28 protein-coding genes and 1 tRNA gene are annotated in these 26,901 nt (G+C 66.9%); 16 read left to right on the top strand and 13 right to left on the bottom strand.

Annotated features, from left to right (window positions below; all coding sequences use genetic code 11):
- Nucleotides 1-80: 80 nt before the first annotated feature.
- The 3 genes from OVA13_RS03720 to OVA13_RS03710 form a co-directional block, all read right to left on the bottom strand.
- A complete protein-coding gene (locus OVA13_RS03720; RefSeq protein WP_267792469.1) occupies nt 81-869 on the bottom strand; it encodes a DUF5694 domain-containing protein in 789 nt (262 codons plus the stop codon).
- A 38-nt stretch (nt 870-907) separates the two neighbouring features.
- Nucleotides 908-997, bottom strand: a tRNA-Ser gene (locus tag OVA13_RS03715).
- 248 nt (nt 998-1,245) lie between these two features.
- Complete coding sequence (locus tag OVA13_RS03710) at nt 1,246-2,253, bottom strand: LysR family transcriptional regulator (protein ID WP_267792468.1); 1,008 nt, start codon at nt 2,251-2,253, stop codon at nt 1,246-1,248.
- Between the two features lie 116 nt (nt 2,254-2,369).
- On the opposite strand from OVA13_RS03710, the gene OVA13_RS03705 reads away from it, so the two are divergent.
- Together OVA13_RS03705 and OVA13_RS03700 are read left to right on the top strand one after the other, a co-directional pair.
- A complete protein-coding gene (locus OVA13_RS03705) occupies nt 2,370-2,948 on the top strand; it encodes an FMN-dependent NADH-azoreductase (protein WP_267792467.1) in 579 nt (192 codons plus the stop codon).
- Nucleotides 2,949-3,011: 63 nt separating this feature from the next.
- Nucleotides 3,012-3,788 carry a DNA alkylation repair protein gene (locus tag OVA13_RS03700; RefSeq protein ID WP_267792466.1) on the top strand — a complete coding sequence of 259 codons (777 nt, stop codon included), beginning with the start codon at nt 3,012-3,014 and terminating at the stop codon, nt 3,786-3,788.
- 231 nt (nt 3,789-4,019) lie between these two features.
- Here OVA13_RS03700 and serS read toward each other — a convergent pair whose 3' ends face one another.
- Nucleotides 4,020-5,300 carry a serine--tRNA ligase gene (gene serS, locus OVA13_RS03695; RefSeq protein ID WP_267792465.1) on the bottom strand — a complete coding sequence of 427 codons (1,281 nt, stop codon included), beginning with the start codon at nt 5,298-5,300 and terminating at the stop codon, nt 4,020-4,022.
- Between the two features lie 111 nt (nt 5,301-5,411).
- Here serS and OVA13_RS03690 point away from each other — a divergent pair, with 111 nt between their 5' ends.
- Together OVA13_RS03690 and OVA13_RS03685 are read left to right on the top strand one after the other, a co-directional pair.
- Nucleotides 5,412-6,062 (top strand): energy transducer TonB, encoded by a 651-nt coding sequence (locus tag OVA13_RS03690; RefSeq protein WP_267792464.1) that lies wholly within the window; start codon nt 5,412-5,414, stop codon nt 6,060-6,062.
- Between the two features lie 133 nt (nt 6,063-6,195).
- Entirely contained in the window at nt 6,196-6,774 is a 579-nt protein-coding gene (locus tag OVA13_RS03685) for an energy transducer TonB (protein WP_267792463.1), read from the top strand.
- A gap of 224 nt (nt 6,775-6,998) precedes the next feature.
- Here OVA13_RS03685 and aroA read toward each other — a convergent pair whose 3' ends face one another.
- The 3 genes from aroA to serC form a co-directional block, all read right to left on the bottom strand.
- The gene (gene aroA, locus OVA13_RS03680) at nt 6,999-8,303 is read right to left on the bottom strand and encodes a 3-phosphoshikimate 1-carboxyvinyltransferase (RefSeq protein WP_267792462.1); all 1,305 of its coding nucleotides are present in this window, start codon (nt 8,301-8,303) and stop codon (nt 6,999-7,001) included.
- A gap of 115 nt (nt 8,304-8,418) precedes the next feature.
- Entirely contained in the window at nt 8,419-9,576 is a 1,158-nt protein-coding gene (gene pheA, locus OVA13_RS03675) for a prephenate dehydratase (protein WP_267792461.1), read from the bottom strand.
- A gap of 98 nt (nt 9,577-9,674) precedes the next feature.
- A complete protein-coding gene (gene serC / locus OVA13_RS03670) occupies nt 9,675-10,760 on the bottom strand; it encodes a phosphoserine transaminase (protein WP_267792460.1) in 1,086 nt (361 codons plus the stop codon).
- Nucleotides 10,761-10,968: 208 nt separating this feature from the next.
- Here serC and msrP point away from each other — a divergent pair, with 208 nt between their 5' ends.
- Nucleotides 10,969-11,937 (top strand): protein-methionine-sulfoxide reductase catalytic subunit MsrP, encoded by a 969-nt coding sequence (msrP, locus tag OVA13_RS03665; protein WP_267792459.1) that lies wholly within the window; start codon nt 10,969-10,971, stop codon nt 11,935-11,937.
- Between the two features lie 138 nt (nt 11,938-12,075).
- On the top strand, nt 12,076-12,705 hold the full coding sequence (gene msrQ / locus OVA13_RS03660) for a protein-methionine-sulfoxide reductase heme-binding subunit MsrQ (protein ID WP_267792458.1): 630 nt from the start codon (nt 12,076-12,078) through the stop codon (nt 12,703-12,705).
- On the opposite strand, the gene OVA13_RS03655 is transcribed toward msrQ, so the two are convergent.
- On the bottom strand, nt 12,674-13,474 hold the full coding sequence (locus OVA13_RS03655; protein ID WP_267792457.1) for an FHA domain-containing protein: 801 nt from the start codon (nt 13,472-13,474) through the stop codon (nt 12,674-12,676). The two genes, msrQ and OVA13_RS03655, sit on opposite strands and share 32 nt — an antisense overlap.
- A 96-nt stretch (nt 13,475-13,570) precedes the next feature.
- Here OVA13_RS03655 and OVA13_RS03650 point away from each other — a divergent pair, with 96 nt between their 5' ends.
- A complete protein-coding gene (locus OVA13_RS03650; RefSeq protein WP_267792456.1) occupies nt 13,571-13,846 on the top strand; it encodes a polyhydroxyalkanoic acid system family protein in 276 nt (91 codons plus the stop codon).
- 1 nt (nt 13,847) lies between these two features.
- Here the strand turns inward: OVA13_RS03650 and OVA13_RS03645 are convergent, their stop codons facing one another.
- On the bottom strand, nt 13,848-14,561 hold the full coding sequence (locus OVA13_RS03645; protein ID WP_267792455.1) for a DUF8198 family protein: 714 nt from the start codon (nt 14,559-14,561) through the stop codon (nt 13,848-13,850).
- 87 nt (nt 14,562-14,648) lie between these two features.
- Between OVA13_RS03645 and OVA13_RS03640 the strand changes: the two genes are divergently transcribed.
- The 4 genes from OVA13_RS03640 (at nt 14,649) to OVA13_RS03625 (ending at nt 18,297) form a co-directional block, all read left to right on the top strand.
- A complete protein-coding gene (locus tag OVA13_RS03640) occupies nt 14,649-15,893 on the top strand; it encodes a patatin-like phospholipase family protein (RefSeq protein WP_267792454.1) in 1,245 nt (414 codons plus the stop codon).
- A gap of 95 nt (nt 15,894-15,988) precedes the next feature.
- Nucleotides 15,989-16,558: a phasin family protein gene (locus tag OVA13_RS03635; RefSeq protein WP_267792453.1), complete on the top strand. Its 570-nt coding sequence runs from the start codon at nt 15,989-15,991 to the stop codon at nt 16,556-16,558.
- Nucleotides 16,559-16,830: 272 nt separating this feature from the next.
- On the top strand, nt 16,831-17,781 hold the full coding sequence (locus tag OVA13_RS03630; protein ID WP_267792452.1) for a restriction endonuclease: 951 nt from the start codon (nt 16,831-16,833) through the stop codon (nt 17,779-17,781).
- A gap of 90 nt (nt 17,782-17,871) precedes the next feature.
- Nucleotides 17,872-18,297: a group II truncated hemoglobin gene (locus tag OVA13_RS03625; protein ID WP_267792451.1), complete on the top strand. Its 426-nt coding sequence runs from the start codon at nt 17,872-17,874 to the stop codon at nt 18,295-18,297.
- Nucleotides 18,298-18,324: 27 nt separating this feature from the next.
- On the opposite strand, the gene OVA13_RS03620 is transcribed toward OVA13_RS03625, so the two are convergent.
- Both OVA13_RS03620 and OVA13_RS03615 read right to left on the bottom strand, forming a co-directional pair.
- Nucleotides 18,325-18,969: a hypothetical protein gene (locus OVA13_RS03620; protein WP_267792450.1), complete on the bottom strand. Its 645-nt coding sequence runs from the start codon at nt 18,967-18,969 to the stop codon at nt 18,325-18,327.
- Between the two features lie 6 nt (nt 18,970-18,975).
- Nucleotides 18,976-20,964 carry an SDR family oxidoreductase gene (locus OVA13_RS03615; protein ID WP_267792449.1) on the bottom strand — a complete coding sequence of 663 codons (1,989 nt, stop codon included), beginning with the start codon at nt 20,962-20,964 and terminating at the stop codon, nt 18,976-18,978.
- Nucleotides 20,965-21,115: 151 nt separating this feature from the next.
- Here OVA13_RS03615 and OVA13_RS03610 point away from each other — a divergent pair, with 151 nt between their 5' ends.
- On the top strand, nt 21,116-21,373 hold the full coding sequence (locus OVA13_RS03610) for an acyl-CoA-binding protein (protein WP_267792448.1): 258 nt from the start codon (nt 21,116-21,118) through the stop codon (nt 21,371-21,373).
- Nucleotides 21,373-21,999, top strand: coding sequence for a TetR/AcrR family transcriptional regulator (locus tag OVA13_RS03605; RefSeq protein ID WP_267792447.1), 627 nt, complete (start codon nt 21,373-21,375; stop codon nt 21,997-21,999). The genes OVA13_RS03610 and OVA13_RS03605 overlap by 1 nt, the downstream gene beginning before the upstream one ends.
- Nucleotides 22,000-22,052: 53 nt before the next feature.
- On the opposite strand, the gene OVA13_RS03600 is transcribed toward OVA13_RS03605, so the two are convergent.
- Together OVA13_RS03600 and OVA13_RS03595 are read right to left on the bottom strand one after the other, a co-directional pair.
- A complete protein-coding gene (locus OVA13_RS03600; protein ID WP_267792446.1) occupies nt 22,053-23,006 on the bottom strand; it encodes a helix-turn-helix transcriptional regulator in 954 nt (317 codons plus the stop codon).
- A 347-nt stretch (nt 23,007-23,353) separates the two neighbouring features.
- The gene (locus tag OVA13_RS03595; RefSeq protein WP_267792445.1) at nt 23,354-23,773 is read right to left on the bottom strand and encodes a hypothetical protein; all 420 of its coding nucleotides are present in this window, start codon (nt 23,771-23,773) and stop codon (nt 23,354-23,356) included.
- Between the two features lie 224 nt (nt 23,774-23,997).
- On the opposite strand from OVA13_RS03595, the gene OVA13_RS03590 reads away from it, so the two are divergent.
- The 3 genes from OVA13_RS03590 to OVA13_RS03580 all read left to right on the top strand — a co-directional run bounded on the left by OVA13_RS03590 (nt 23,998) and on the right by OVA13_RS03580 (nt 26,897).
- Entirely contained in the window at nt 23,998-24,780 is a 783-nt protein-coding gene (locus OVA13_RS03590; RefSeq protein ID WP_267792444.1) for a tetratricopeptide repeat protein, read from the top strand.
- The gene (locus OVA13_RS03585) at nt 24,764-25,363 is read left to right on the top strand and encodes a hypothetical protein (protein ID WP_267792443.1); all 600 of its coding nucleotides are present in this window, start codon (nt 24,764-24,766) and stop codon (nt 25,361-25,363) included. The genes OVA13_RS03590 and OVA13_RS03585 overlap by 17 nt, the downstream gene beginning before the upstream one ends.
- Before the next feature lie 337 nt (nt 25,364-25,700).
- Nucleotides 25,701-26,897, top strand: coding sequence for a flagellin (locus OVA13_RS03580; RefSeq protein WP_267792442.1), 1,197 nt, complete (start codon nt 25,701-25,703; stop codon nt 26,895-26,897).
- Nucleotides 26,898-26,901 lie beyond the last annotated feature (4 nt).

The raw sequence follows: 26,901 nt of genomic DNA, 5'->3' as shown, positions 1-26,901 counted from the left end.
GACGTCTAGAACGGCAAGTCGCCGTCGAGCGGATCTACTGATTTCTTGATAGGCGGAAGCACGGGATGCATTTCCAGCGGTCAAGAGGACGGAAGAAACGCGTCCGCTTCCACGACCTCGACACCGCGCGTCGAGCGCAGGCAGGCCGCCAGCTGCGGAACATGCCCCTGCCCGTAGAACACCACCGCGCGATCTCCGGGCTTGAGGGCTTGCAGCAGCCGTGCGCAGATCGCGAAATTGCGCTTCGCCCAGGCGGCATTCAGCTCGACACCCGGTTGCTGCGCACCGCTTCCGTAACGCAGGAACTCCGCGTAGAAGCTCGCAGCCTCATCTAGGGCCTGCGGCGTGTTCATCTCGCGCAGTACGCCACCGATGCTGTGGGTGCTTTGCAGTGCGGTAATGCGCGCCGTGATGCCTTGGGCCTGCGCCATCAGCGCTTGCAGGTCACCCGACCTGCCGTTGGCCTGCGCCCACGCACTCAACGGTTCGAAAGGAAAGTCACCCGCGACATCCAGCCCATGAACGCGTTCGAGCCCCATCTGCCTGGCCAGTCGGAATCCCAACTGCACGACTTCGTTGCTGGAGGGCGGCAGCGTGCCGTCCAGATAGCGCGCATATTGCTCGCGCGCTGCATCGGCGGGCCACTCGACGCCAACGAACGTCGGTTGGAATTTCGCGAGAGCATCGGTGACCGACTTCAGTTCCGCCTGTCGCTGGGGCACGGTGACGTCCACCGAGTCCACGTTGGCCTTGTCCTGTCCGGGATTGCTGAAGTGGTAGGTGCCGATGACGATGACGCGCGCCGGTGCGTCGGAGGCCCAGGCGGCGCTGTGCAACAGAAGCAACGCCAGCACGAAGAGTCGACGCATGAGCTTTTCTTCCACCGGACATAGGACGGTTTAGAACGTGGCGGAGAGAGTGGGATTCGAACCCACGGTAGGCTTACACCTACGGCAGTTTTCAAGACTGCTGCCTTAAACCACTCGGCCATCTCTCCGTTGTCACTACCCTACCGCGGCGCTGCGCGCCGTACGGCAGTTTTACCATCGACCTACGGTCGATGTTCGCTCCGGCCTTCGGCCTGCGCAGTCAAGATTGCTGCCTTAAACCACTCGGCCATCTCTCCGGTATTGCTTTCGGGGATGTCTTGGTGCGGATTTCAGGTTCAGAGCCTGCCCCCGCTACCAAGTCCCCTGCCCGGCCCCTTGCAGGCCGGATGGCATTTTCGCACGAACCCGTCAGCGCCTACGAGGCCTTCTTTACCTTGCCGGCCTGCGTGTTGTCGATGGCCATCGCGATGGCCTTCTCCTTCTCCTCCGCACACTTGCCACCGCAATCCAGCCGCGACGACTCGATCTGCTGAGGCAGATGCTCCGCCAGGAAGTCGATGAACACCCGCACCGCCGGCAACAGGCCCCGGCGCGACGCGAACACCGCATGGCAGATGCCCTGCGGCAGGCTCCATTCCGGCAGCACCACCTCCAGCTCGCCCTTGCGCACCGCCTCCGCGCAGACCGTCTCCGGCAAAAGCGTGATGCCGAACCCGTCCTTCGCCATCGACTGCAGCAGCGGGAAATCGAAACCGGCCAGGCGCGGCTGCAGCTCGACCCGGCGGACCTCGCCATTGGGGCCGTGCAGCTCCCAGCGCTGGCGGGCCTCGTCCTCGCTGATGCTCAGGGTGACGTGCTGGGCCAGTTCGTCCGGGTCGCGCGGACGGCCGGCGCGTTGCAGGTATTTGGGGCTGGCGACCAGCAGCTCCTGGATCTGGCCGAAACTGCGCATCACCAGGCTGCCGTCGTCGTCCAGCTTGGCGCGCACGCGCAGCGCCACGTCGTAGCCTTCGTTGATGATGTCCACGCGGCGGTTGTTGACGTGCAGCTGCAGCCGGACCTTGGGGTACTTGTCCAGGAACATCGGCAGGATCTTGGGCAACTGCATCTGCGCCACCGCCACCGGCACGCTGACGCGCACCACGCCGCGCGGCTCCGCACTCAGCCGGTCGACCACTTCGCGCGCGGCCTGCGCCTCGGCCAGCATCGTCTGCGCATGCCGGTGCACGCTCATGCCCACGTCCGTCACCGCGAACCGGCGCGTGGAACGCTGCAGCAGGCGCACGCCCAGGTCGGTTTCCAGCTGGCTGATGCGGCGGCTCAGGCGGGACTTGGGGATGCCCAGGGCGCGTTCGGCGGCGGCGAAGCCCCCGTGGTCCACCACCATGGCGAAGTAATAGAGATCGTTGAGGTCGTGCTGCATGACGAGAATTCCACCCTTAGAACAATCAGTGACGTTAGACCACGTTTATCCCACAAATGCAACGACCTACAGTGTCCTCCAACGCGGTTGAGGCCGCATCCGACCGGAGAGACATCATGAAACTATTGCATATCGACAGCAGCGCCTTGGCCGACAACTCGGTCACGCGCCAGCTTACCGCCGCCATCGTAGCCCGTTGGCAGGACAGCGTGCCCGGGCTGGAGGTCACCTACCGCGACCTGGACGCCGAGCCGCTGGCCCACCTGACCGGTGCCGTACTGGGTGGGGGCGACAGCGCCGCCGCGCAAGCCGGTGAACTGACCATGCAGCAGTTCCTCGACGCCGACGTCATCGTGGTGGGCGCGCCGCGCTACAACTTCGGCATCCCGTCCACGCTGAAGGCCTGGATCGACCGCGTGGCCGTGGCCGGCCGCACCTTCAAGTACACCGAGAACGGACCGATCGGCCTGGCCGGCGGCAAGCAGGTGATCGTGGCCGAAGCCAGCGGCGGCGAATACGCCGGCACCGCGATCGACTTCGTGACGCCTTATCTGAAGCAGGTGTTCGGTTTCCTGGGCATCACCGACGTGGAATTCGTACGCGCCGAGCGCATCGCCTACTCGGCGCAGCACCGCAGCGACGCCATCGAGGCCGCGCTGGCCAGCATCCCCGCGCCGCTGCGCGAGGCCGCCTGATCGGCACGCGGTCGCGCTGACGGGAGCCGGTATGCTGCCGGCACCCGTCACGGCGACCCCCCGATGCCCGACCGCACCGCTCTGCGTCGTCCGAGAACCACCCGTACGCGCCGCGATGCAGCCACGGGTGACGCCATCGACGTCGCACAAGCGCTCGCCCTGCTGAAAGCCGCCGCCAGCCCGGACCATCGCGCCGGGCTGGCGCGTTACGGCATCCCCGACACCCACGCACTCGGCGTGCCCATGCGCGACATCCAGGCGCTGGGCAAACGCTTCGGCCGCCAACACCCATTGGCACAACCACTGTGGGACAGCGGCGTCTACGAAGCGCGGCTGCTAGTCGCCTTCATCGCCGATCCGGCACAACTCACCGCCACGCAGATGGACCGCTGGTGCCGCCAGTTCGACAACTGGGCGGTCTGCGACACCCTGTGCCTGCACCTGTTCGATCGCAGCGCGCACGCATGGGAGCGGATCGAGGCGTGGGCACGCAAGCGTGGCGAATTCGAGAAACGCGCGGCGTTCGCGCTGCTGGCCGGGCTGGCAGTGCATGACCGCCACACGCCCGATGCGCCCTTCCTCGCCGGGCTGGCCCACGTGGATACGGCCGCGGGCGATGCGCGCAATTTCGTCAGCAAGGGCGTTAGCTGGGCACTGCGTGCCATCGGCCATCGCAATGCAGCGCTGCATGCGGAGGCGACGACTTTGGCCACCCGGTTGGCGGCGTCCGACGACCCGACGCGACGCTGGATCGGCAAGGACGCGCTACGCGATCTGAGCCGCACGACGGTGCGCGCCAAGGTGGCGAAGGCCCCCAAGGGACGCGCGAAGAAGACTTGATGCTCCCCTCGCCCCGCGTGCGGGGAGAGGGTGCCGAAGGCGGGTGAGGGGCGAACGGAGACAGGGCGCCGAAAGCGCTCACTCGCCTACAAGATTCGATCATAGGCAGACAGCGGAACGAAAAGTCCCGAGCGAACAGCGGCCCCTCATCCGCCCTCCGGGCACCTTCTCCCCGCTAGCGGAGAGAAGGGATGTGCTGCACCTTCTGCGCGCGGGAGAAGGGATATCGCGTCAGGCGATCTGTTCCGCGCCGCCCATGTACGGGCGCAGCACCTCGGGCACGGTGATCGAGCCGTCGGCGTTCTGGTAGTTCTCCATCACCGCGATCAATGCGCGACCCACTGCCGTGCCGGAGCCGTTGAGCGTGTGCACCGGCTCGGGCTTGCCGGTGGCCGGGTTGCGCCAGCGCGCCTGCATGCGACGCGCCTGGAAGTCCTCGCAGTTGGAGCACGAGGAGATCTCGCGGTACATGTCCTGCGACGGCAGCCAGACTTCCAGGTCGAAGGTCTTGGTGGCGCCGAAGCCCATGTCGCCCGTGCACAGCAGCATGCGGCGGTACGGCAGGCCCAGCTTCTCCAGCACGGTCTCGGCGGCGCGGGTCATGCGCTCCTGCTCGTCGTAGCTTTCGGACGGGCGCGCGATGGACACCAGTTCCACCTTTTCGAACTGGTGCTGGCGGATCATGCCGCGCACGTCGCGGCCGCCGCTGCCGGCTTCGGAACGGAAGCACATCGAATGCGCCGTCATGCGCAGCGGCAGGCGGGCGTCGTCGAGAATTTCGTCGCGGACGATGTTGGTCAGCGGTACTTCGGACGTCGGGATCAGGTAGCGCTTGTGTTCGCCCAGTTGCGTGGCGAACAGGTCTTCCTCGAACTTCGGCAGCTGGCCGGTGCCGCGCATGGAATCGGCGTTGACGATCACCGGCACGCTGGTTTCTTCGTAACCGTGTTCGATGGTGTGCAGGTCCAGCATGAACTGCGCGAGTGCGCGGTGCAGGCGGGCCAGCTGGCCGCGCAGCACGGTGAAGCGTGCGCCGGACAGCTTGGCGGCCGTGTCGGCGTCCAGCCAGCCGTGGCGCGCGCCAAGTTCCACATGGTCCTTGACCGCGAAATCGAAGGTACGCGGCGTGCCCCAGCGGTGCTGTTCGACATTGCCGGCCTCGTCGCTGCCCACCGGCACGCTGGCGTGCGGCAGGTTGGGGATGCCCAGGGCGATGGCCTCGATCTCGGCGCGGATCTCGTCGAGCTTCACTTCCGAAGCCTTCAGCTCGTCGCCGAAGCCGGCCACTTCCGCCATCAGCGCGGAGACGTCCTCGCCCTTGGCCTTGGCCTGGCCGATGGCCTTGGAGCGGGTATTGCGCAGGTTCTGCAGTTCCTCGGTGCGTTTCTGGATCTGCTTGCGCGAGGCTTCCAGCTCGGCGATGCGGGACACGTCCAGGTCGAAACCCCGGGTCTCCTTGAGGCGCTGGGCGAGTTCGGCGGGCTGGGTGCGGAGCAGGACAGGATCGAGCATGGAAACTGCGGTCTGGCGTGGGAAGCCGGCATTATCGCCCATCTGCGACCCGTTGCCCGCGCGGTTAACCCGGCATGTGCAAGAATCGGCGCGTCTTCACCGGTGACTCCCATGTCGGCCCAGCAACCGCACGACCCGCACTTCACCTTCCGCCTGCCCCGCACCGCCCTGCGCAACGCCGCCATCGCCTTCGGCATCGGCCTGCTGCTGTTCGTGATCGTCTGGTGGGCCGGCCGCGACGACGGGTTCTACAAGCCGGAACCGGCCGCCGCGGGCAAGGCACTGCCGATCGAGGCGCTGCCCGAGCCGCTGTCCACCGGCGATGGCGCCAGCGGCATGGACGAGCCGCCCGCCCGGCGCGCCGACGAGCAGCCCAAGCTGGTGGAAGAAAAACCGATGCCGGCCCCGGTACCCGAAGCCCCCACCGCACCCGTGGCACCGACCGCAGCCGATGCGCCGCTGCCCGCAGGCGTGGGCCTGGCGCCGACCGAGGTACCGGTGCCCCTCCCCGGCCAGACGCCGGCGCCCGAGTATCCGCCCGCCGCGATCCGCGAAGGCGCGGAAGGCACGGTGATGGTGCGCGTGGAAGTGGGCACCGATGGCGTGCCGCTGTCGGTGGACGTGCAGCAACGCAGTGGTTCGCGCGATCTCGATCGCGCGGCGGTGGACGCCGTGCGTCGCTGGCGTTTCAGTCCCGGCCAGCGCGATGGTCAGGCGATCGTCGGCAGCGTGACGGTGCCGGTGGATTTCAAGATGCGTTGACGCGCTGCTCGCGTTGCTGAACCTTCATTCGGATTGCTGAATCCAGCGCGTCGGTTTCACTCGCGACTCACGTAGTCGCAACAAAGCGGCATGCAAGACTCGACCACGTTCCACAACGTGATCAGGAGGTCCCATGACGCAGTCCGCAAACAACGAATATCGCGCTCCGGAAACTCTGGAAGACAACGCGGCGCCAACACGGCGCGGTGTGTCCCCGGTCCTGCTGGTGCTGTTGGCGTTCGCACTGACGACCGCCGCCCTGGTGTGGATGGCACAGCACCGCCAGGTTTCGCAGCAGGCGGCAACGAGTGCGCCCACCCCCGCGCCTACGATACCGGCCGCCGACACGTCGCGTGAGCGGCCGGCGCAGGCCGCCGTGGCCAGCAAGCCGAAGAAAGCGGTCGACCGCGTGGCCGCGACCAATCGCCAGCCGCGTGCCATGGCCGGCAACGTCGAGCCGAAATATCCCGCTTCGATGCTGCGCGCCGGCGTGGGTGGCACCGTCGTGGTGATGGCCGAGCTGGATGCCAACGGCAATCCGGTGGACGTCAAGATCGCCGAACGCAGCGGTGAGCGTGAGCTCGACCGTGCCGCGCTGAACGCCGTTCGCCAGTGGCGCTTCGAGCCGGCGCTGCGCAATGGCAAGGCTGTTGCCAGCAGCGTGCGCGTGCCGGTGGACTTCAAGCCATCGGACCTGGTGGCTACCCAGTAAGGCGAACGCACGCCTTCACCCTGTAACGGAACGGGGAAGCCATGGCTTCCCCGTTTTTTTTGCCCCCTTGTAGGAGCGACGTAAGTCGCGACCGAATGTCTTTGTGCACCGGGAGCCTGACGCACGAGCGCATCGTTGACCGTCGCACGGTAGCTCAAGCGAACACGCAGGCAATCTTGGGCGTACGGTCGCGACTCACGTCGCTCCTGCAGAAAGCAACAGCCTCAGGCCTTCCGCAGCGCAAACCCCGCGCCCGTTGCCAGCCCGTCGTAATTCGGAAATGACGTGGCCACGTTGGCGATGTCGCCGATACGCACTTCGCCCTTCGCCACCTGCCCCGCGATGGAGAACGCCATCGCGATGCGGTGGTCGCCATGGCTGTCCACGACTCCACCCAGCAGTTCGCCCGGGAAGATCGTCGCGCCATCCGGCGTCTCGTCCACCCGCAGACCCATCGCCCGCAAGCCGTTTGCCATGCTCGCCAGGCGGTCGGACTCCTTCACGCGCAGTTCGGCCGCGCCGCGCACGACGGTGGGGCCTTCGGCGCAGGCCGCCGCGATGAACAGCGCCGGGAACTCGTCGATCATGTCCGGCACCAGCGCCTCGGGCACCTCGATGCCGCGCAGCGGCGCATGGCGCACCACCAGATCCACGACCGGCTCGCCGCCGTGCTCGCTGGCGTTTTCCTCGGTGATGTCCGCGCCCATCAGGCGCAGCGCCTGCAGCAGGCCGGTGCGCCGGGGATTCAGGCCGACCGCGCGCAGGCGCAGTGCAGAACCGGGAATGATGCTGGCCGCGACCAGGAAGAACGCCGCCGACGAGAAGTCCGCCGGCACGGCGATGTCGGTGGCCTTCAGGCGCTGCCCGCCGCGAAGGCGCGCGAAGCCGGGCGAGAAGTTGATGTCCACGCCGAACGCCTTCAGCATGCGCTCGGTGTAGTCGCGGGTGGGATGCGGCTCGCGCACCACGGTCTCGCCTTCGGCATACAGGCCGGCCAGCAGCACGGCGGACTTCACCTGCGCGCTGGCGACTTCCAGCGTGTAGTCGATGCCTCGCAGCGAATGGCCGCCTTGGATGCGCAGCGGCGGCAGGCCGCCGTCTTCGGTGTCGATGCGCGCGCCCATCGTGGCGAGTGGGCCGGTGACGCGGCGCATGGGACGCTTCGACAGGGACTCATCGCCGACCAGCACGCTGTCGAACGGCTGCGCCGCCAGCAGGCCGGCCAGCAGGCGCATGCCGGTGCCGGCGTTACCGCAATCCAGCGCACCGTCCGCGGCCTTCAGGCCGTCCACGCCCACGCCATGCACGATGCGCCGCGACGGCGACGGGGTTTCCACCTGCACGCCCAGGCGCGAGAAGATCGCGGCGGTGGCGCGGGTGTCCTCGCCTTCCAGGAAACCGTCGATCGTCGAGGTGCCGTCAGCCAGCGCGGCGAACATCACCGCGCGATGCGACACCGACTTGTCGCCGGGGATATCCAGGGTGCCCTGCAGGGGTTGGCCGGCGGAGGCGATCCAGTCTTGCGTCATGGGAGCTGTGATGAGTGATTAGTGATTCGTGAGGAGCGGATCAATGGGCGGCGTTCGGACGGGGCATGATCACTGCGACGGCAGATCGCGAATCCGCCATCACGAATCACGGCCCTCAAGGCACCGCGACCGGATAAGAACCCAGCACCTTGATCTGCGCCGAATGCTTTTTCAGTTCGGCCAGCGCCTGCTTCATGGCCTCATCCTCGACGTGGCCGGCCAGGTCGATGAAGAAGCCGTATTCCCACTTGGCGTGGTGCGACGGCCTCGATTCGATGCGGTTCATGCTGATGCCATGGCGGGCGAACGGGCTGAGCACGTCGAACAGCGCGCCGGGCTTGTCATGGATGAAGACCAGCACCGAGGTACGGTCGTGGCCCGACGGCGGGAAGATGCTGCGGCCGATGACCAGGAAGCGCGTGGTGTTGTCCGCATCGTCCTGGATGGGGCTCATCACCACCTTCTTGAGGCCGTACACATGGCCCGCGCTTTCGCCGCCGATGCTGGCCGCATCGTCGGAACCCCGCGCCCGACGCGCGCCCTCCGCGTTGCTGGACACGGGAATCTTCTCCACCTTGGGCAGGTTGGCACGCAGCCACGAAGACGTCTGCGCGAACGACTGCGGATGCGAGTAGATGCGTTCGATGTCCTCGATGCGGCCACTGCGCGAAAGCAGGTACTGGTGCACGCGGAGTTCGACTTCGCCGCAGATCTTGAGGTTCGAGGTCAGGAACATGTCCAGCGTGATCTGGATGGTGCCCTGCCCCGAATTCTCGACCGGCACCACGCCGAAATCGGCGTTGCCGCTCTCCACTTCCTGGAACACTTCCTCGATGCTGGCCAACGGCAGGCCGTGCGCCGAACGGCCGAAATGCTTCAGTACCGCCTGCTGGCTGAAGGTGCCTTCCGGACCCAGGAAGCCGATCTTGAGCGGCTCCTGCTGGGCAAGGCAGGCGGACATGATCTCGCGGAACACATGCACCAGCACTTCGTCGCTGAGCGGGCCTTCGTTGCGGTCCACCACCATGCGCAGCACCTGCGCTTCGCGCTCGGGGCGGTAATAGTCGACGGCGGCTGCGAGCTTGCCCTTGGCCTTGCCCACCTGGTGCGCGAACTGCGCGCGTTCGGCGATCAGCGCCTGGATCTGCCGGTCGATGCCGTCGATCTTGGCGCGGACATCGGAGAGGACTGGAGCGGGCGTGGGGGCCGTCTCCGCCTTCTTGCCCTTCGTGGGCTTGGCGGTTTTCTTGGGCGGGGCAGGTTTGGAGGCCATATTTCGTATTCCCTGAAGATGCTTTCTGTAGGAGCGACGTGAGTCGCGACCGGAAGGGTTGGCGGTCGCGACTTACGTCGCTCCTACAACAGCGCTACTTATCCGTTGCGTTGCTGGAAGTCGTGCATGAACTGCACCAGCGCCTGCGCGCCTTCCACCGGCAGCGCGTTGTAGAGCGAGGCGCGGATGCCACCGACCGCCTTGTGGCCCTTCAGCGCCAGCAGGCCGGCGGCCTTGGATTCGGCCACGAAGCGCGCCGTCAGGGTCTCGTCGGGCAGGAAGAACGGGATGTTCATGCGCGACCGCACCGCAGGCACCACGTCGTTGCGATAGAAGCCGCCCGAGGCATCGATGGCGTCGTAGACGAGCGACGACTTCACCGCGTTGCGGCGCGCGAACTCGGCCACGCCACCTTCGGCCAGCATCCACTTGAACACCAGGCCGGCCAGGTACCAGTTCCAGGTAGGCGGGGTGTTGAGCATGGAATCGCGCTCGGCGTGCGAGCGGTAGTCGAAGATGTCGGCGCGCGGCTGGCCGCTGCGCCCGAATAGGTCCTTGCGGATGATCACTACCGCCACGCCGACCGGCCCCAGGTTCTTCTGCGCGCCGGCGTAGATCACGCCGTACCTGGACACATCGATGGGCTCGGATGCGATGCTGGAACTGAAGTCGGCGAACAGCGGCACCTCGCCCACGTCGGGCGTATCACGGAACTCCACCCCGTGGATGGTCTCGTTGGCGGTGATGTGCACGTAGGCGGCGCCGGGCGTGAGCTGCCAGGTGTCCCGCGCCGGGATGTCGTGGAAGCCGCCCGTCTCGCCATCGGCGGCGATGTTGACGGTGCAGTACGGCCGGGCCTGCTTGATGGCGGTCTTGCCCCAGTGGCCGGTAACCACGTAGTCCACGACCTGCCCAGGCGCCGCGAAGTTGAGCGCCAGCAGGGCCTGGTGGGTGGTCGCGCCGCCGGACAGGAACAGCACCGCATAGTCGTCCGGAATGCCGACCAGCCGGCGCAGGTCGGCTTCGGCCTCGGCCGCGACGGCAATGAAATCCGCGCTGCGGTGGCTGATTTCCACGATGGACGCGCCAATGCCATTCCAGTCGAGCATCTCGGCCTGGGCCTGCCGCAGCACCGGTTCCGGAAGGGTGGCGGGGCCGGCACTGAAATTGAACGCGCGCGTCATGGGGCACCTGAAAGAATGAACCCCTAGTATGCCGCAGTGCATCAGTTGCAGGGGCAACCAAGCGGACGCCCGGGCATGGAATACGCACGCGCTGCATCCTGCCCTGGGCGGCTCGCGTATTACTCTGTGGCATCAGTCTCCGGCATGGCCGGGAATTATTTGCTCCCTTTGCCTCTCCAACCCGCACCCCCCCCTTCCGGAGCCCGTCATGTCCCTGCGCGATGCCCTGCGAATCCCCGCCTCCGAGATCACCGACGAAGCGATCTACCGGGAGCGGCGCTCATTGCTGCGCGCCTTCGCGATGGCGCCCGCCCTGGCCTTGTCCGGCTGCGCCGATGCCGAACCTCCCCCGCCGCCCAAGGCCACGGTGACGCCCGAGCAGGCCCGCTCCGGCTTTCGCACCGCGGAGACGCTGACCCGTTACGAGGATGTCACCAGCTACAACAACTTCTACGAGTTCGGCACCGGCAAGGCCGACCCCTCCACCGCACGCAAGACCCTGCGCACGTCGCCCTGGACGGTGGCCGTGGGCGGTCACTGCGCCAAGCCCGGCAAGCTGTCGCTGGATGACCTGGTGAAAGGCCTGAAACCGGAGGAACGCATCTACCGGCTGCGCTGCGTGGAAGGGTGGTCGATGGTGATCCCGTGGCTGGGCGTGCCGCTCGGCGAAGTGCTGAAGCGGTTCGAACCCACCTCCAAGGCCAAGTACGTGGCCTTCACCACACTGGCCGACCCGGTGCAGATGCCAGGGGTACGGTACCGCTCCATCAACTGGCCCTACCGCGAAGGCTTGCGCATCGACGAGGCCATGAATCCGCTGGCGCTGCTCGCGACCGGCCTGTACGGCAAGCCGTTGCCGCAGCAGAACGGCGCGCCCCTGCGGCTGGTCGTGCCGTGGAAGTACGGCTTCAAGAGCATCAAGTCGATCGTGGAGATCAAGTTCGTCGAGCGCATGCCGGAAACCGCGTGGCACGACCTGCAGCCGTCGGAATACGGGTTCTTCTCCAACGTCAATCCGAATGTCGACCATCCGCGCTGGAGCCAGAAGACCGAACGCCGCATCTCGGGCACGGCCAGCAAGCTGTTCGCCGAACGGATCCCGACGAAACTCTTCAACGGCTATGCGGACCAGGTGGCCTCGATGTATGCGGGGATGGACCTGAAGAAGTGGTATTGAGGCTGTCGTTCGGCAACCATCGTGTATCGCGGTTGACGGCGCTCTCGTCGCCAGGCCTGCTTGCGTTTGCCAGCAGAAGCATGGGCCTGCGCAGCGGACGCCCCGGCCCGTCCCTTTCCGGCATCAGACTGAGCATCCATGCCCAAGCGCTCCCCTTCCCTCATCGTCGCCAAGACACTTGTCCACGCCCTGGCCCTGACGCCTCTGGCGATCCTGGCCTGGCAGTTCCACGACGTCTGGACCACCGGCAGCGACGCACTGGGCGCCGATCCGGTGGCCGAAATCGAACACCGCACGGGCCTGTGGGCACTTCGCCTGCTGATGATCGCCCTCGCCATCACGCCCCTGCGCCAGCTGACGGGCCAGCCCGTGCTGATCCGCTTCCGCCGCCTGCTGGGGCTGTACGCGTTCTTCTATGCCACGCTGCACCTGGCGGTCTACCTGGGGCTGGACCTGCGCGGCTACTGGACGCAGATCTTCGAGGAGATCGCCAAGCGCCCCTACATCACCGTCGGTTTCACCGCCTGGCTCCTGCTGGTTCCGTTGGCAGTGACGTCGACCCAGGGCTGGATCCGCCGGCTGGGGCGCAACTGGGGCAAGCTGCACAAGACGGTCTATGCGATCGGCGTGCTCGCGGTGCTGCACTTCTGGTGGGTGGTGAAATCCGACATCCGCGAGCCGCTGCTCTATGCGGGCATCCTGGCGGTTCTGCTGGGTTGGCGGGCGTGGAAGCGCTTCAGCCCGCCCCGAAAAGCAGCAGTGCGCTGAGCGCGGCCGCCAACAGCAACGCGGCGAGCAACAGCCACGGCCAGCGGCCCAGCGAGCGCCGCGCCTTGACCGTGGCGGCCACCGGCGGAGGCGACACCGTGATCTCGTCGTCAACGGGCGCCGCCAGGGAGGCGGTGGGCAGCCACGGCACTTCCAGGATGAAGCGGTGCTGTGCGTCGAAGACGACCTGGTCGCCCGCGACCAGCAGCGCGTCCCGCACCACCACGCCATTGACCCGCGTGCCTTCGACGGAGCCCAGGTCACGCAGCAGCACGCGCTCCCCACGCAGCTCCAGCCGCGCGTGGCGCTCGGCGAATGCAGGGTCGTCGATCCGCAGCGTGGCGTCGCGGGCCCGACCCACCAGGCATGGCTGGCTCAACGGAATGCTGCGACCGTGGTACTTGCCACCCACGCCCCGCAGGACCACGCGGGCATCGCTCTGGGTCGTGTCGATATCGCGCACATCGCCGGCGGGCTGATGTGCCGACTGCAGCAGCAGCTCGACGCCCTCGACGTAGATGGAGTCGCCCGGGCGGAGCACGGCCATGCGCTTCACCGGCCGCCCGTTGATGTGCACGCCCCGCATGCCATTGGCCACCTGCAGCCACAGGCCACGACGGTCCACGCAGATCTGCGCCAGCAGCGCGCCCTGCAGCACGTCCCCCACGCCGATGGTGCCCGCAGCCTCGCGCACGATGCGGTGCACGCCCGTGGACAACGGACGGTCGGGTGAAGGGCGGTTGATGAAATGAAGTCGCAGGCTTTCCACGCTGCAGGAGCCTAGCAGGTTGGCATGGATTCGACAGCCCCGGCTTGCCTCCACGCCGTGCATGCGCAGAATAGGCACACCTCAGTGGAGCTCCCCATGGCCAGCATCGACATCCTGCACAACCACACCAAGACGCCGAAACAGGCACGCAAGGCCGTGGAGGAAGTGGCGAAGAAACTGGCCGAGCGCTTCGACATGGACTATGGCTGGGACGGTGACACGCTGAACTTCAACCGCTCCGGCGTCGATGGCCATATCGCACTGCTTCCCCAGCAGCTGCACGTCACCGCTTCCCTCGGCTTCCTGCTGTCGGCCATGAAGGGGCCGATCGAAGTGGAGATACGCCGCGTGCTGTCGGAAAAGTTCGACTGATTCAGCCGAACGGATCGGGATGCCCGTCGAACAGCCGGCGCGACGCCTCGCGCTCGGCGTCCTCGATGTCCCGCACGAAGGCCTTGCCGTCGCCCAGCGCGGCGAACGCGGAGAAGCCACGCTCCAGGAACCCCTGCAGTTCGCCCAGGCCGGTCGCCTTGGCCGGGCCGCGCGAGAGCTTGAGCAGCGTGGCCACGCCCGGCGTCTTCACCGCGCGCGCCAGGCCCACGCCGACTTCGGCGATCAGGTCGATCTGGTGCTCGCGCAACCGCGCATGCCCCACCTCGCGATAGGCCCTGGCGTAGAGTTCCGCATCCAGCTTGCGGCGCGTCGGGGCGATGCGGTGCAGGGCTTCGGCCATGCGCACATCCAGTGCATGGGTCAGCGCGCCCAGTTCGATGCCATGGGCCACCGTACCCAGCACCGCGGCCGGCAGCAGGCGCTGCATCATCGGCATGACCTTGGCCACGTTGGCGTCGCGGCGGCTGAAGTCATGGTCGCCGTAGACATCGGTCAGGAAGAACATCGCCGCTGACCGACGTCGCGGATCGTTCAGGAAATGCTCGAAGCTGCGTTCCAGCCGCTCGGCCTGCCAGCGCCGAAGCTCCGGCAGCCAGCGCAGCCGGTTGCGCGGCTCGCGGGCCGGATCATGCAGGGCCTGGTGCCATGTGAGACGACGGCCCAGGCGTTCGATCAGGGGGTTGCTTCGCGCCATGCCCCGCATGATCCCGGCCACGCCAGTCCACCGCAAGCACCCGATCTGTCGGCTACACTCGGCCGGTAACGTCAAGACGGGAAGTACATGCTTTCGATCCACAGTGCGCGCAAGCGGGGCCGGAGCGGCAAGATCGGGCTGGCCATCGCCGGCGGCGGCCCCATCGGCGGGATGTACGAACTGGGTGCGCTGCGCGCGATGGACGAGGCCCTGGACGGGCTGGACCTGACCCGGATGGATTGCTACGTGGGCGTCAGCTCAGGCGCGTTCCTCGCCGCCGGCCTGGCCAACCGCATGAGCACGGCAGAGATGTGCCGCATCTTCATCACCGGTACCAGTGACGACGCCGAGTTCCGGCCGGAGACCTTCCTGCGCCCCAACGTGGGCGAATACCTGCGCCGCGCCGCCAGCCTGCCCGCGCTTTATGGCGACTGGCTGGGCAGGCTGCTGCGCAATCCGCGCAAGGCGGTGCGGTGGTCGGACCTGTTCCTGCGCTTCGGTGGCCTGGTGCCCACCGGCATCTTCGACAATGAGGGCGTCGAGCGCTTCCTGCACGACATCTTCACCCGCCGCGGCCGCAGCAACGATTTCCGCAAGCTGGATACCGACCTGTTCGTGGTGGCGGTGGACCTGGACAGCGGGGAGGCCGTGCGCTTCGGCGAGGAAGGCTGGGACGACGTCCCCATCTCGCGCGCGGTGCAGGCCAGTTCCGCACTGCCCGGGCTGTATCCGCCGGTGGAGATCTGCGGACGCCACTTCCTGGACGGGGCCCTGCGCCGGACCATGCACGCCAGCACGGTGCTGGAACGCGACATCGACCTGATGATCGGCATCAACCCGCTGGTGCCGTTCGACGCCAACCGCGCCGCGCCGCACGCCGACGAGGCGGAACAGGTGGGGCTGGCCAGCGGTGGCCTGCCCGCCGTGCTGTCGCAGACCTTGCGTACGCTGCTGCAGTCGCGCATGCAGATCGGCATGGAAAAGTACCCGCACCAGTTCCCCGACATCGACCAGCTGGTGTTCGAGCCGAACGCGACCGACAGCGAACTCTTCTTCACCAACCTCTTCAGCTTCTCCTCGCGCCACCGCGTCTGCCAGCTTGCGTACCGCAACACGCTGGCCGACCTGCGCAAGCGTGCGGATGTGCTCAAGCCGATGCTGGCGGTGCATGGCATCCGCTACCGTGACGACATCGTCAACGCACGCCACCGCTCCATCCTGGACGGGCTGGACGTGGCGCCGCGCATGACCGAGACCACCGCCCGCCTGCGCCGCGCGCTGGACGACGTGGACCAGGTGGTTTCGCGCCGGCGGGCATCGACACGCAACTGATCGTCCTTCGCCAGCGCGGGGCGCTGGTGTGAAAACTCTAGACATCGCGCCGACGCTGGCGCCTCATCCCTCGTCTCGACTGCCAACGGAACCCCATGGCCACCTTGAAGAAATCCGCCCGCAAGACCGCTTCTTCCGCCAAGAACGAGAACCTGCAGGCGCAGGCCGAGCGCCTGTCCAAGAGCCTGGGTGAATCCGCCCAGCAGGTGTGGCTGGCCGGCGTGGGCGCGTTCGGGCGCGCGCAGTCCGAAGGCACCAAGCTGTTCGAGACGCTGGTGAAGGAAGGGCTGTCGCTGGAGCAGACCACGCGCAAGCTGGCCGGTGGCAAGGCGCAGGTGATGCGCGATGCGGTGGAAACCACCGTCGGCCAGGCGCGCGAGCGCGCGTCGGATACCTGGGACAGGCTGGAGAAGGTGTTCGAGGAACGCGTGCAGCGCGCCCTGCGCCGCCTGGAAGTCCCCAGCCGTGAAGACCTCTCCACACTGATCGACCGGGTCGAAGAGCTGAACGCGGAACTGCGCAAGCTGGGCGGCGTACCCGCCGGCAAGCCGAAGGCTGCCCGCAAGAGCCCGGCCCGCAAGGCGACCAAGGCCACCAAGGCCACCAGCAAACCCGTCAAGAAAGTGACGGCGAAGCGCGCGCCGCGCAAGGCTTCCGCAGGCTGACGGCAACGCACTGGAACAGTGCGTTTTCTGAACAGATTTTTGTTGCAAGGCAGCATCGGTTGGCGTAACAATCGATACGGCCCGCCAGTCCACTCGAAGTACGTATGCTCCCCTCCCCTTACGGCTTCGGACTGGCGGGCTTTTTCATGCTCGCTTCCGCCCATGAACCGTCTGCGAAGGGCCTGCGATAGGCAGGGGTTGACCCGACAGACATGCCGGGGCCGGCTGGTTAGAATTGCGCATTCGAATAACAAAAAGCGCGTTTGCGATTTATGCCCATTTGGCTTCTCGGCTTGGCCGTCACCCTGGTGATCGGCGTTGTGGCAACCGCCTATTTCTGGATGGTCCGCCGTCCCCGCGACGAGAGGGCCTACGGCCTGCACGCGTTGTCCGGCCTGCGCTGGCGCGAGTTCTCCAAGCTGGTGCTCGTGGCGATGGAGCGCCGCGGCCTGGTCGAAGCCAGCCCGGAACCTCACGAATCCCGCGAACCGCAGTCCACCTTCCTGCTGGCGCGCGGTGAAGAGCGCTGGCTGCTCTCCTGCAAGCACGGTTCGGCGTACCGCATCGCCGCGGCGCCTGTGGTGGAGCTGGCCTCCAGCATCCGTCTGGGCGCTGCACAGGGCGGCATCCTGGCCACCGAGGGCAAGGTTGAGAAGGAAGGCCGCGACGCCGCGCAGGGCACCAACATCGAGTTGCTGGATGGCCCCCGGCTCTGGCCCGAGGTCAAACCGCTGATCGAACCGGCCCTGCATCTGCAGGTAACCGGGTATGCGGCGGCACGCGCAAAGCGCCACATCGGCATCGCCTGGTTTGGCGCGGTGGCGGCGGGCGCCGTCGCGATGGTGGCTATGGGCAATTTGCTGGACAGCCGCCAGGCAAGTCCCACGCCCACCGTGGTACCGGCGCCGGCCAACGCGCCTGCACCCGCCGCTGTCGTCGGCAAGCCGGCTGACGCGCCGTTCCGGGAGCCGACCGAAGAAGAACTGGAACAGCAGATGCGCGCCGTGCTGCAGGCGTTGACCAAGACGCCGGGCATCAGCAGCGGCGTGTGGCAGACCAAGCTGACGCTCAGCGTTGACCGCACCGGCACCGAGAAGGAAGTGTGGCCATGGATCTGCCTTGAACTGGAACGTTACCCCGCCCTGCGCACCACCCGCGTGCAGCTCAACCCGCCGCCGGGAAGCGACGAGCCAGTCCGCTGGCGCCAGTGCCGGAACATGTGACGCGTACGCATCGGCCCGCCTGCGACACCTGGCCGCTGCGTCCGGCCTGAGGCCGACGGCATGATGGAAGCCCCGCCCGCCCGACCTGTCATGAGCGAACCCGCCACCCCCACCACTCCCTACGACCGCATTGGCGGTGAAGCCGGCTTGCGGCGGATGACCCGTCGCATGTACGCGCTGATGGACGCGCTGCCCGAGGCGGCCGCGGTGCGGCGCCTGCACCCGCCCTCGCTCGACGGCAGTGAACAGAAACTCTTCGAATTCCTCAGCGGCTGGCTGGGCGGTCCGCCGCTGTTCACGCAGAAGCACGGCGCCCCGATGCTCCGCGCCCGCCACCTGCCCTTCGCCATCGGCATGGACGAAGCCAGCGGCTGGCTGGCCTGCTTCCATGGTGCGCTGACCGAGACGGTCGAAGACGCCGAACTGCGCGACTTCCTGTGGTCGCGGATCGAGCCGCTGGCACTGCATATGCGGAACATGCAGGCGGTGCCGTTGCGGTGGGCGGACGAAGGCTAAAGTCTCCTGTCCCGGCAACGTCATCGCTTACATGCAAATGACGTAATCGTCCGGGTCGAGCGCTGTCTCGACCCGGAGAATCGCCAAAGCATCCGACCAAAGTTCGTCCCCCGGTTCCCTGCGATCTCCTGCGGTGAATCGCTCCGGCGGGCCATAGGCCGATCGCCAGTCACCATCGACGCAAGCGGCGAATCCGGATTGCAGGCAGGGAACTCCTGTGCAGCCTGCCCTGTAAGCGTCAGGCAGCGCCAACGCACGCGTCGCCAGTTCGCGAAAGCGTGCGGACTGCTGCGGACTCAACACCATGTCGATATCACGATGGAATTCGCCCTTCCAACGATACCCGGCGCCTTTCGACGGCCTCAGCCTTGCCTCGCCACCGTCCTTCGACGATCTCGCGTGGATGACGGTCTCCGAGGAGCATGCACCACCGGCTAGGACAACAACCCACTCCTGCGCACCGCACGACATGGCCCGCTGGGGTATCAACTTGCCTTCCAGGTACGCATCGATTTCGTACCGCGCGGCGGCACGCGCACCCTCAGCGGTCCACGCGGCTAGCCAAGCATCGCGCTCGCCCAAGACGCGGGATAACAGCAACCACATGCCGACCCCGATGCCCACCAGGAGCACGCAGCCCAGCCCGAGCGTCCTAGCCCAGGAGATCCGCATCGACGCCTACCAGTGCACGCCCCGCATCAACGAAGCAAACGCAATCTGCTCCTGGCTGGGCGCCGCTTCCTTCAGCGCTTTGCGGTCGCCCTTGGCGGCGGCCGAATCCGGGAACAGCTCGAACGCGGTGTTCATCACCACCTCGTAGGCCTTCGGCGCCAGCGCGTTGACCAGGGCGGCGAAGATGCCCAGGCGCGTGGCGATGCGGCTGGGCTTCTCGATGATGGCCTTGACCAGCAGGTCCGCGGCCTCCTCCGGGGAGAGCGTCGGCACGCTGTCGTACATCTTGGTCGGCGCGATCATCGGCGTCTTCACCAGCGGCATGTTGATGGTGGTGAAGCTGATGCCCTTGCCCGACAGCTCGCCCTGCGCGCAGCGGCTGAAGGCGTCCAGCGCGGCCTTCGATGCGACGTAGGCGGAAAAGCGCGGCGAATTGGCCAGCACGCCGATCGAGCTGATGTTGATGATGTGGCCCTTGCGGCGCTCGGTCATCTTCGGCAGGAAACCCATGATCAGGCGGATGCTGCCGAAGTAGTTCAGCTGCATCGTGCGCTCGAAATCGTGGAAGCGGTCGTAGCTCGCCTCGATCGAGCGGCGGATCGAGCGGCCGGCGTTGTTGATCAGGATGTCGACGTGGCCGTGCTCGTCCAGCACGGTCTTCACCAGGCGGTCGCAATCGGCCATGTCGGCCAGGTCCGCCGTGTAGGCGAATACCTTGCCGCCGGCCTTCTTCATGTCGTCGCGCGCCTTGAAAAGCTCTTCCTCGCCACGCGCCACGATGATCGTCGTGGCACCGGCTTCCGCCACGCGTTGCGCGGTGGACAGGCCAATGCCGGACGAGCCGCCGGTGATGACCACCACCTTGTTGCGCACCTTGCCCTTCAGCGTGCGATCGATGAACAGGTCCGGGTCGAGGTGGCGTTCCCAGTAGTCCCACAGGCGCCAGGCATAGTCATCCAGGCGGGGCACCACGATGCCCGTGCCTTTCAGCGCCCGCTCGGTCTCGCGGCTGTCGAAGCGCGTGGGATAGGTGATGAACTTCAGTACTTCCTTCGGAATCTTGAAATCGCGCAGCAGCATGCCGATGAAGCGACGCACCGGCGGCAGGTTGCCGACGGCGGCGCGGATGCCGCTGGGGACGAAGGCGAACATGCGCGCATCCAGGCGCATGGTCATTTCCGGCGCGTGGCCGGCGCGCGCGAACGTGTTCAGCACCTCGCCCACGCGCATCGGTTCGGGGTCGGTAAGGTGGAAGGTATGGCCATCCAGCTTGGGCTTGTGCGCGATGTGGTCCATGGCGTCGGCGACGAAATCCACCGGCACGATGTTGATGCGCCCACCCTCGATGCCCAGCACGGGCATCCACGGCGGCAGCAGTTCGCGCAGCTTCTTGATCAGGGTGAAGAAGTAGTACGGGCCGTCGATCTTGTCCATCTCGCCGGTCCTGGAATGCCCCACCACCATCGCCGGCCGGTAGATGCGCCACTTCACCCGCGTCTCCCTGCGCACCAGTCCTTCGGATTCGTGCTTGGTACGCAGGTAAGGGTCATCCAGGCCCTCGGCTTCGTCGAACATGTCTTCGCGGAAGATGCCCGGATACAGGCCTGCCGCCGCGATGGAGCTGGTGTGGTGGAAACAGCCCGCCTTTGCCGCGGCCGCGAGATCCAGCGCGTTCTGCGTGCCATCGATGTTGGCGGCCTGCTGCGACTCGCGCGTGGCGGTCAGGTCGTAGATGGCGGCCAGGTGGAAGAAGTGCTTCACCTTGCCCGACAGCGTGCGGATCTGCGCCGCGGTCAAGCCGCATTTAGGCTTGGTCATGTCGCCGTGCACCACGGCGATCTTCTTCATGTCCCAGCCCGCTTTCCTGGCGATGGCATCGAACTTCTTCTGCGAATCCTTGCGGACGAGCACATGCACCGTGCCGCTGCGCTTCAGCAGGTTGCCGACCAGGTAACGTCCGATGAAACCCGTGGCGCCGGTGACGAAATAGCTCATGACGTCCCATCCCTTCCGTTGTGTGGGCGAGCCCCTCCGACCGCCCTGCGGCCTAAGTTGCCAGAGCCGCCCCGGTTCGACAATCCCGTCACGGATTGACCGGTACTGCGCCCCGTGGTCAGATGGCCGCGTTCACTGGGAGGGAACATCCATGGCCGATCTCAAAACCGCGTTCGAGCAAGCATCCAAGGACATCCAGGGCCTGTCCGAACGCCCCGACAACGACACGTTGCTGCGCCTATACGGTCTGTACAAACAAGGTTCGGAAGGTGATGTGAAAGGAGACAAGCCGGGCTTCTTCGATTTCGTCGGCACGGCCAAGTACGAGGCCTGGGCCAAGCTCAAGGGCACGCCGCAGGAGGAAGCACAGAAGAAATACGTCGACCTGGTGAAGAAGCTCACGGCCTAGTGGCGCGCGACACCCGCCAGCGGATCCTCGACGCCTCGCTTGCGATGTTCAATACGCAGGGCGAGCCGCACGTCACCACCAACCACATCGCCGACGAGCTGGAAATCAGCCCGGGCAACCTGTATTACCACTTCCGCAACAAGGACGACATAATCGAGCAGCTCTTCGCGCGTTACGAAGAGCGCATGGATGCCGCCCTGACCCCACCGGCGGATCGCCTGCCGGGACTGGAAGACATCTGGCTGCAGCTGCACCTGGTCTTCGAATGCATCTGGGACTACCGGTTCCTGTACCGCGACCTGGTCGAAATCCTCAGCCGCAACCGGCGACTGCGCATGCGCTTCGCCCGCATCCTGAAGCGCGCCGACGACAGCGCGCATGCAGTAATGCGCGGCATGTCCCGCGCGGGCGTGATGCGCGCATCGGCCGCCGAACTGGCCGCCACCGCCACCAACGTGCTGGTCATTTCCACCTTCTGGCTGAATTACGCCGCCTCGCGCGGCGAGAAGGACGAACAGGCCGCCATCCGCCAGGGCATCGTGCAGGTGATGATGCTGGTGGCGCCCTTCCTGCGCGATGCCGAGCGCGTGCATCTGAACACGCTGACGCAGGCCTACGTGGCGTGATCGCCGCAACGCCGGCGTCCGGCGTGGCGTGCGGACGACGCATGGCGAACCTCTCAGGCGGGGGACAGCGCCTGGCCCAGCCGTGACGAGGCTTCCCGCAGCTGCGGCAGCAGGCCGTTGTCGTCCAGCACTTCGAACCCTGGCCCGACCAGGGCCATCAGGGCGAGCAACCCTTCGACCGACTCCGCTCCCAGGTCGAGCACGCAGTGATGTTCATCGCCGGCCTGCAGGATGCCGCACCACGGGGGTACGCGACCGGCTTGGTGCTCGATGGCGCCCGGCAGGCGCAGCTTCACCTTGAAGCGGGTGAAGGGCTGGGTGATGGACTGGGCGACGTATTCGCTGACATCACCGGGGAACGGCCGGGGCGGGAACTGCGTGCCGGTTTCATGCAGGGACTGCACGCGGTCCACGCGGAACGTCCGCCAGTCCTCGCGTTTCATGTCCCACGCCACCAGGTACCAGCGGCTGCCGGTATGCACCAGCCGCAACGGTTCGATCAACCGCTCGCTGGCCCGGTTGCTGCGGTCGAGATAATGCATGCGCAAGCGGAAACCATCCCGGCAGGCGCCCGCGATGCACAGCAGTGAATCCACGTCGGACGTGGGTGCGCCGCCCGACAACGACAGCGTGACGGAATACAACGCGCTCGCCCGCTTGCGCAGCCTGGCCGGCAGCCACTGGTCCAGCTTGGACAGTAGACGCAGCGCCGTGTCCTCCATGCGCCCCACACTGGCGGCGGCGGTCCGTAGCGCAACGGCGACGGCCACCGCCTCATCGTCTTCCAGCAGCACCGGTGGCATCGCGCTGCCCGACCCCAGCCGGTAACCGCCGCCCAGTCCCGGCGAGGCATCCACCGGATAACCCAGCTCGCGCAGGCGTTCCACGTCACGGCGCAGCGTGCGGCGGTCCACGTCCAGCCGCTGGCTGAGTTCGGCGCCCGTCCAGTGGCGGCGGGACTGCATCAGCGACAAGAGGCGCAGGAGTCGGTTCGAGGTGCTCAGCATGGAGCCAGTATGCCGCCCATTGGGGACTGATCCAGTCCTCAATGGCGTCAGGCGGCGAACCCTCCACCGCCTGTGGTCTCCGGCATCGCCCATCCGTTACCCAGCGGACCACTGCTTGGCGGACGGCCGCACCCGTTGCAACGGCTGCATCCCTGCGCAGACCTCGCACCGGGCGCGCGCGCCAGGAAACCCGCCCCGCCACCGGTTGTGAACCCGCCAGGCCACCAAGGCCAGTTCCCAAGCCGGCGCATCGCCCATCTCACTGATGCGTCCCGCGCGCAGCCGCCTGAAACAGGAACGCCCCGGCAAACCGGGGCGTTCGATGGTGCAGTGGCGTGGCGAGCCGATCAGGCGCGGCTGCGGCGCGTGGTACGCCGGGCGGCCGGCTTGCGTGCGGTGGAGGTCCGCTTGGCGGCCGGCGCCTTCTTCGCCGGCTTGCGTGCGCGCGGCTTGGCCACCTTGCCGGCGGGCTTCAGGCCCAGCTTGAGCAGCACCGGCGCCAGGCGAGCTTCGACATCGGCGCTGAACTGGCCGACCCTGGCCTCACCCTGCTCGCGGACACTGGCGATGCCATCCCGCACGTTGGCCTGCGTTTCGTTGGCCAGCTTTTCGGCCTGCTCGCGCAGCGAGACGATGCGGGCGGCCGCATCGTTGGCGGCGGTGACGGCCTCGCGACGGGCGACGGCGACCAGGCCGAGACCGGCCAGCCAGACATGGCGCAAGGTGGGTTCCGGCGTCTTGGCGCGCGCTTTCTTCTTCAGGGGCATGGGGTTTTCCCGGGTACCGGCCCCAATGGCCGGTCTACGCAGCGGATGCTGCCCAAGCCCCATCGAGCAATCACACTACTGGCGTTCATGCGCGGGGCTTGCCAGTGCTCAGGCCTGCGGCCATGCTCATCGCTTCCTGGGAGGGACGCACAATGGCTGGAAAAGCATCGAAGTGGGCACCATTTCCGCATGACGCCAAAGCCTTCGCCTACGCCGGCGACGCATTGAAGAAAGCCTGGCCCGCGCTGCATGCGGGCGACCTGGAACCCTATCCCGACGACAAGCGTGCCCAGGCGTTGATCGCGTCGGCCGGCAAGGCGGCCAAGGGGATCGCCGCGGCCGATCTCGCCCAGCGCCTGCAGGACGCCTGGCGGGCGTTCCACCGGGGTGATTTCCAGGCCGCGTACGACGCGGGCGAAGCACTGGGCCCGCTGGGCGCTTCGGTGGCGGTGAAGGCCCTCGGCATCCATGCCACTTATCTGGTCGATGACGAGGCCGAACAGCTCAAACGCTTCGAGCAGGCTGCCAAGCTGGCCGAAGCCGCGGTGAAGGCACTGCCGGACGAAGCCAACAGCCACTACCGCCATGCGTTCGCACTGGGCCGCTACAGCCAGGGGCTCAGCATCGCCAAGGCACTCAAGCAGGGCATCGCCGGCAAGGTACGCACCTCGCTGGACACGACGCTCGAACTCGCGCCCAAGCACGCCGAAGCGCATACCGCCCTGGCGCTGTATCACGCCGAGATCATCGGCAAGATCGGCGCGATGATCGGCGGACTGACCTATGGCGCCAAGGCCGCCGACGCCGAATCCCACATCAAGACGGCGCTGAAACTGACGCCGGACTCGCCCATCGCGCATGTCGAGCATGCCAACGTGCTGCTGCTGCTTTATGGCGACAAGAAGGAAGATGCCGCTGCCACCGCCTTCGAGAAGGCCGGCAAGCTGAAGCCGCGCGACGCGATGGAAGCCCTGGACGCCGCCCACGCGAATGCGCAGCTCGAATAAGGCCTTCGCATTGACGCTCGCCTGCCTGCTGCCGTGGACGTGCGCAGCGCAGGCGCCGGCGCCCCGCCCTGCCTCGTCCGCCACGACGGCCACGACGGCCACACCCGATGCCGGGACGCTGCCGCTGCTGCAGCCATCGGGCGACGCCCTGCTGGATGCACTGACGTGTCGCACGTCCGTGGTCGACATCGCGGGACTGCTGTCGCGGTTGCGACGCGAGCGCCCGGATGAATTCGTCCAGACCGAACGCCAGTACGCGGCGCCGATGATGGATCTCTACCGGCTGGCCGAACCCGCGCGCGCGTGGGGCCACTACAGCGACGCCATCGTCATCACCGACAACCGTGTGCTCATGCTGGTGGACGGCCCGCTGGACCAGGCCGCCGCCCAGCTGGAACGGGAACTCGAACGCACCCGCGATGCACCCTTGTCCGGCGCGCTGGACGACCAGCACGCCTTGGTGATCTACGCCAGCGAACTGCCGGGGCTCGAAGCACGCACGCTGATCGGCTGCGAGTACCGCATCGAAGGCCTGTCGCTGCTGGAAGATCCGCAGGACGCGTGGCGCAGGCGCATCCCGTAGCCGTGCACGCCTGATCGCGCGCCACGCGCGACCGATCGCCCGCTGCGATGCCGGGCATCCCCTCTCCTCTTCGACCGATGCACCTGCGCGCGCGGGCGCGCCTTAACGGCCGCCGTGCGCCGTTCTTGAGGGCTCGAAAAGGGCTTTCTTCTCCCTGGCCGGGAACGGGGGACGGTGCCCATCCACGGGGCTTAGCACAAATTTTCGTTCCGGGGCTAAAGGTTTTTTTTGTAGCGCCGTTATTCATTTCGCAACGCAAAGGCGACTAGCCCAACCAAAACAAACAGGCAGCGTCTTTTCCCTTCAACGCCGTGAATCCAAATAAGAGGAGACGAACATGGCACAGGTAATCAACACGAACACGATGTCGCTCAACGCTCAGCGCAACCTGAGCACCAGCGGCGCTTCTTTGGCCACCACCATCCAGCGCCTGTCGTCGGGCCTGCGCATCAACAGTGCGAAGGACGACGCCGCCGGTCTGGCCATTTCCGAACGCTTCAGCACCCAGATCCGTGGCCTGGACGTCGCCGTGCGCAATGCCAACGACGGCATCTCGCTGGCCCAGGTCGCCGAAGGTTCGCTGACCGAAATCGGCAACAACCTGCAGCGCATCCGCGAACTGGCCGTGCAGTCGGCCAACGCCAGCAACTCCAGCTCTGACCGCGCGGCGCTGAACGCCGAAGTCAAGCAGCTGACCTCCGAAATCGACCGCGTCGCCAAGCAGGCCGACTTCAACGGCACCAAGCTGCTGGACGGCTCGTTCACCAGCCAGCTGTTCCAGGTGGGCGCCAACGCCGGCCAGGCCATCGCCATCGACAAGGTGGTCGACGCCCGCGCCCTGACCCTGGGCGGTTCGCAGTTCGACAGCGGCACGCTGGCCATCACGGCGGCGGCCTCCGCCACCGCGGACATCACCATCACCGGTCTGACCCTGACCGACAGCGCCGGCAATGCCGTCGCCTTCGACGACCTGACCGTCAAGAGCGCCGGTTCGGTTGCCGCCACCAACGAAGCCGCCGCCAAGGCGCTGGCCGCCCATATCAACGGCAAGCTCGGCGAAACCGGCATCTACGCCAACGTCGATGCCGCCGGCACCGGCCTGGAACTGACCTCGGTCAAGACCAGCGTGGATGCCAACGGTGACTTCGCGGCCTTCGGCGTCGCCATCACCGGCGGCACCTACACGGCGACGGCCGTGGCCACCAGCGAAGTGCCGAAGTTCGTGTCCGACCTGGACATCTCGGATTTCGCCGGTGCCCAGCAGGCGCTGGAGATCGTCGACAAGGCCCTGACCTCGGTCAACGGCTCGCGCGCCGACCTCGGTGCGATCCAGAACCGCTTCACCTCGGTGGTCGCCAACCTGCAGACCAGTTCGGAAAACCTGGCCGCCTCGCGCAGCCGCATCCGCGACACCGACTTCGCCAAGGAAACCGCCGAACTGACCCGCACCCAGATCCTGCAGCAGGCCGGCACGGCCATGCTGGCCCAGGCCAACCAGGTGCCGCAGAACGTAATGAGCTTGTTGCAACGCTGAACCA

Source organism: Pseudoxanthomonas sp. SL93, from assembly GCF_026625825.1.
Lineage (GTDB): Bacteria > Pseudomonadota > Gammaproteobacteria > Xanthomonadales > Xanthomonadaceae > Pseudoxanthomonas_A.
The sequence above is the reverse complement of the archived record's forward strand: the minus strand, read 5'-3'. Positions and strand labels throughout refer to the sequence as shown.